The sequence below is a fragment of the Streptomyces albipurpureus genome (assembly GCF_023701525.1).
Taxonomy (GTDB): domain Bacteria; phylum Actinomycetota; class Actinomycetes; order Streptomycetales; family Streptomycetaceae; genus Streptomyces; species Streptomyces albipurpureus.
Genome location: NZ_JAMQAW010000130.1, coordinates 1 through 3930, shown reverse-complemented (window position 1 = coordinate 3930; position 3930 = coordinate 1). Strand labels below are relative to the sequence as shown.

7 protein-coding genes are annotated in these 3930 nt (G+C 67.5%); 2 read left to right on the top strand and 5 right to left on the bottom strand.

Annotated elements, in window-relative coordinates:
* Positions 1 to 198: hypothetical protein (locus NBG84_RS40275; protein WP_250924710.1), on the top strand; the 198-nt coding region annotated here is incomplete at its 5' end.
* Positions 199 to 334: 136 nt separating this feature from the next.
* Here the strand turns inward: NBG84_RS40275 and NBG84_RS40270 are convergent.
* Together NBG84_RS40270 and NBG84_RS41330 are read right to left on the bottom strand one after the other, a co-directional pair.
* Complete coding sequence (locus tag NBG84_RS40270) at positions 335 to 1180, bottom strand: helix-turn-helix domain-containing protein (protein ID WP_250924709.1); 846 nt, start codon at positions 1178 to 1180, stop codon at positions 335 to 337.
* A gap of 7 nt (positions 1181 to 1187) precedes the next feature.
* The gene (locus NBG84_RS41330; RefSeq protein WP_308312169.1) at positions 1188 to 1955 is read right to left on the bottom strand and encodes a DUF6879 family protein; all 768 of its coding nucleotides are present in this window, start codon (positions 1953 to 1955) and stop codon (positions 1188 to 1190) included.
* A 126-nt stretch (positions 1956 to 2081) separates the two neighbouring features.
* Between NBG84_RS41330 and NBG84_RS40260 the strand changes: the two genes are divergently transcribed.
* Positions 2082 to 2279, top strand: coding sequence for a hypothetical protein (locus NBG84_RS40260; protein WP_250924708.1), 198 nt, complete (start codon positions 2082 to 2084; stop codon positions 2277 to 2279).
* A gap of 261 nt (positions 2280 to 2540) precedes the next feature.
* On the opposite strand, the gene NBG84_RS40255 is transcribed toward NBG84_RS40260, so the two are convergent.
* From NBG84_RS40255 to NBG84_RS40245, 3 genes are all read right to left on the bottom strand, one after another.
* The gene (locus tag NBG84_RS40255; protein ID WP_250924707.1) at positions 2541 to 2858 is read right to left on the bottom strand and encodes a hypothetical protein; all 318 of its coding nucleotides are present in this window, start codon (positions 2856 to 2858) and stop codon (positions 2541 to 2543) included.
* Positions 2859 to 2861: 3 nt separating this feature from the next.
* Entirely contained in the window at positions 2862 to 3125 is a 264-nt protein-coding gene (locus tag NBG84_RS40250; protein ID WP_250924706.1) for a hypothetical protein, read from the bottom strand.
* Between the two features lie 11 nt (positions 3126 to 3136).
* A partial coding sequence (locus tag NBG84_RS40245) for an N-acetylmuramoyl-L-alanine amidase (protein ID WP_285369033.1) occupies positions 3137 to 3930 on the bottom strand: 794 nt, incomplete at its 5' end.

Genomic DNA, 3930 nt, shown 5'->3' with positions numbered 1-3930 from the left:
CTGCTGAAGCGCGGTCGCCGCGGACTCGGCACGGGCACGGGCGTCACGCCACGTCTGCATCTCCATCAGCCGGCCTCCCGCCCCTGCACCGGACACTGCGGGCAGCGGCACGGCGGATACGCCGACGTCGTCATCGGCGCCGGGGAAGTCTGCGGGCCGCTCGGGGTGTCCACCACAATCTGCGGCGACACCGGGTAGCGAGACCGGTCCGGCCTCACTCGGTATACGCGCATCGTCATCACAGGGCGCCCCCGTCCACAGCCGGTGTCGTCTACCGGAAACGTACGGACACGGGGCCGACTGCCCCTAGCGAGTTCTATGGGATTCCACGGGTTCACCCGAGGGTGTGCAGAGCCTCCGTGACCAGGCCACGCGCGTCCGCTCCGTAAACCGCGTGCTCGGCCAGCTCGGCAAACGCGTCGGCGTACATGGCGATCTCCCGTGGCTGGGTGATGGTCAGGTGCCCGGAGACCAGCTCGACGTTCACCTGCTCTGAGTCAAAGACCCAGAACCCCTCCACCGGCATCCGATGGCGATCCGGACGCATCGGCACCACACCGAGACTGACGCTGGGCAGAGTCGCCACTGAGAGCAGATGTCCCAACTGCCCGGCCATCACCTCCGTACCACCGATCCCCGACCGAAGGACCGACTCTTCTATGAGGAACGCGAAGGTCGCGCTGCGGTGAAGGACTCGCTGTCGCTCCATCCGTGCGCCGACCGCGGCGTCCACGTCATCGACCGTGACCCGCCGGCGCTGCACCGCACGGAGTACCGCCTCCGTGTACGCCCGGGTCTGGATCAGGCCCGGTACGAGCCAAGATGAGTACGAGCGGAAGCGCTGGGTTCGCTCGAACAACGGCAGCCGGGCCTCCTGTACGGCCCGTAGCCCGATGCGCTCCATGCGGCGCCACTCCACCCACATGCCCTCGACCGCCCGGAGCGAGGCGATCAGGTCTGCGGCCTGGCCCGCCGCATCGCAGGCCTGGCACCACGCTTGGATGTCCTCGGACGAAGGAGGTGTACGAGCGTTCTCGATCCGGGAGACCTTCGACGGGTACCAGCCGCATGCACCAGCCAGCTCACGGCCGGTCAGGCCAGCATCCCGACGGATCTCACCGAGACGGTCAGCGAGAGTCTGCCGGGCCTGCTGGGCACTGGAGGATGCGGAGACAGCCACGATGGTGTCAGCGGATCTCGTACTGCTCGTGCGGAGTAGCGAGAGCCCATGCTGCCTCGAATGCCTCGCCGCACAGCTTCACCCGAGGCGGATCTTTGGTGTACTCACGTCCATCCTCGGCGAGTTGTCCCTCCCCCGTGAAGTGGTGGAAGAGCGCCGTCTCGGCGTCGAAGAGCCAGAAGTCAGTTCCCGGCAGGGACAGGCTCGTGGCTTGACGCCTGGGTAGCCACCGGACGTGTTCACCCGCTGTGGTGTTGGTGAAGGTGATGTCGTACTCGTAACGGATGTAGTCGTGGACCGGCTCGGAGACGATACGGAGCCGGCGCACCATCACCCCGCGGGCAGTTGCCTCCTGGACGTGGTCGTGCCAGGGTCCCCACCAGGCGGAGCGATCGGCCTGCTCGATGCGCTTGCCTTGTTGCCAGGCCAGATAGCCCGGGTCGTCGAGCATGTAGTGGTCGCGCATTTCCAGGTGCACGGCGGAGTGCTTGGCTCGGGCGAGGGCTTCACGGGCGGGTGGCTGCACTGCCTTCTTCTCCTCGTTGGCGCGCGGGATGTACTTCAGCATGACCGCAGAGAGCCGGATGATCGCCTCGTGGTCGGGAACCTCGGTGGAGTGGCCGGGGATCGACCCGACCTCCTTGCACGCACGAACCTCGTCCGGTGTTGCTTTGTCAGACTGGATCAGAAGGTCTCCGGTTTCCTCGTCAAGCCAGATCGTCTGGGACTCGTCGACCGGGGAGTTGGGGTAGATCCCAAGGAACTTTAGGGCCACGGCAGCCTCCATGAGGAGCGGATTCCATACGGTTCCACACGACTTTCATAGGGATGGGGTGCCACCGTCAAGGGCGCACGGGGGCACCCCATCAGCACAAGCGATGAGGGACGTACGATCCGAGTCATGGCTGCCGACACAGACCTACCGCCCGAGCTGATCCAGCTGGAGACCCGTGCCTGGCAGGAGATCCAGGCCGGAGCGCTCACCACGGAGACCGCCTACGCGGTACAGACGGCGATCACTGAGTACGCCAGGGCCAGCGGGCAGAACAGATACGAGGTCGAGCAAGCCCTCAAGCGGCGGGTGCGCCACCAGGCGTAGAGCCCTGAGTCTCCCGGAGGAGGCGTCTGGCCTCCACCCCCTCCGGGGCTACGTCGGCGCCTTAACCGTGGGGAGCCGGGAGAGACCGGGAGCGGCCCGCCCGTATGGGGGACGCGGGCGGGACAGAGCCCCACCCATCGGCACAGGTGGAGCGCTCCCTTCCGGAACACCCTGGCACTCCCACGCCAGCACCGATAGATGTCGGAACGCACGAAAATGCCCCTGCCCTCCCCGAAGGGAAGACAGGGGGCGTTCCTACGGTCAGCGTCCGAGGAGGGTGTACAGCGAGACGCCGAGGGCGCCGATTGCGGTCAACGCACCGAGAGGTTGGAGTGGCCACTGCCGGGCTTTGATCTGCGCCACCTCGGCGCGGTCCTTCTCCATTTCTTCCCGCAACTCCCGCAGCTCCTGGTCCTTCTCTGCGCGCAGGTCCCGGAGGTCCTGCTCTGTCCGAGTCGACCGCTCCACCAGCACCGCGCAGGCGGTCTTGATGTCGCCGAGGTCCCGACCGAAGCCAGCGAAGTCGCCACGGAGGTGAGCCATCTCGGCGGTGAGCGCGGCTGTCTCCGGCGGGGTCACCACCTACACCCCCCGAGCGAAGCTGGCGCTGTTGGTGACGGATCGGAAGCGCGCCAGCAAGCCCTTCCCCAAGGCGATGACCGCGCCCACACCACCGGCTCCGGCGGCGTACCACATGCTCCCGTCCAGAGGCTGGGTGACGACGATGCCAGCAATGCCTGCCTGGAGGAACGTGCTTAGGACCCGCTCCGTGAGGTCGCGGGCGAACGTAGCGCCGGTCTTGAGGACAGTCTCGGCGTCAGGGAGAGAGTACGAATGGTCGGCCATGATGGCTCCGTTCAGGGGGTGATGGTGAAGCCGCGCTTGGCGGCAAGCTTCTTGAGGGACTCGGTTCCGGGGATGCCGTCGGCGTCCGCGCCCGTGTAGCCGCAGCGTCGTTGCCACAAGGCGTAGGCGGCGAGCGTGGCAGTGCCCCAGTGCCCGTCAGCCAGCTCGCGGGCGAGCAAGCCCTCCGTGACGAGGGCGGATTCGACCGTCTTGACTCCGTAGTACGAGATCGGGGTGCCGCGCCTGGGCGGGTCTGAGCGGGCGGCGGCCACCAGCTTGGACAGGTCTACGACCGGGGGCTTGGCGCCCGCAGGCGGCTTCGGCGCGGGTGGCTTCGAACCCGCGGGCCTGGGTGCCCCGCGCTTCACCCAGTCGTACAGATCATCCCCAGGGCAGGCCGTGGCGAGCCCGTCACGGTGCCCGCGGATCTCGGCGCCGGCCTTGCCGTGCTCGCGGAGGTACTCGATCGCGTCCCGCAGACCGCCGAGGAGGGCGTCGGTTGGCTTGCCGTTGATGCCGAGGAGAGCGCAGACCGCGTAGTGCGCGGTGTTGAGCGCGGCTGAGCCGTTTGCTCCGGTCCGGCGATGAACCCCGCGGCCCTCGAACATGGTCCCGTGCTCGCAGACCAGCAGGTTGTACGCGATGTCCGAGTAGTTCTCACGCTTGTTCGCGAGGTGTGAGGCCCGGATCTGCCGCACGTAGTCATCGCACCGGTCGTGTGACCGGCTGGCGTACTTGGCGCCGAGCCAGTGGACTTTCACGCCCTTCGTGGACGCGATCGCCGCAGCGGCGGATGTGGCAGGCG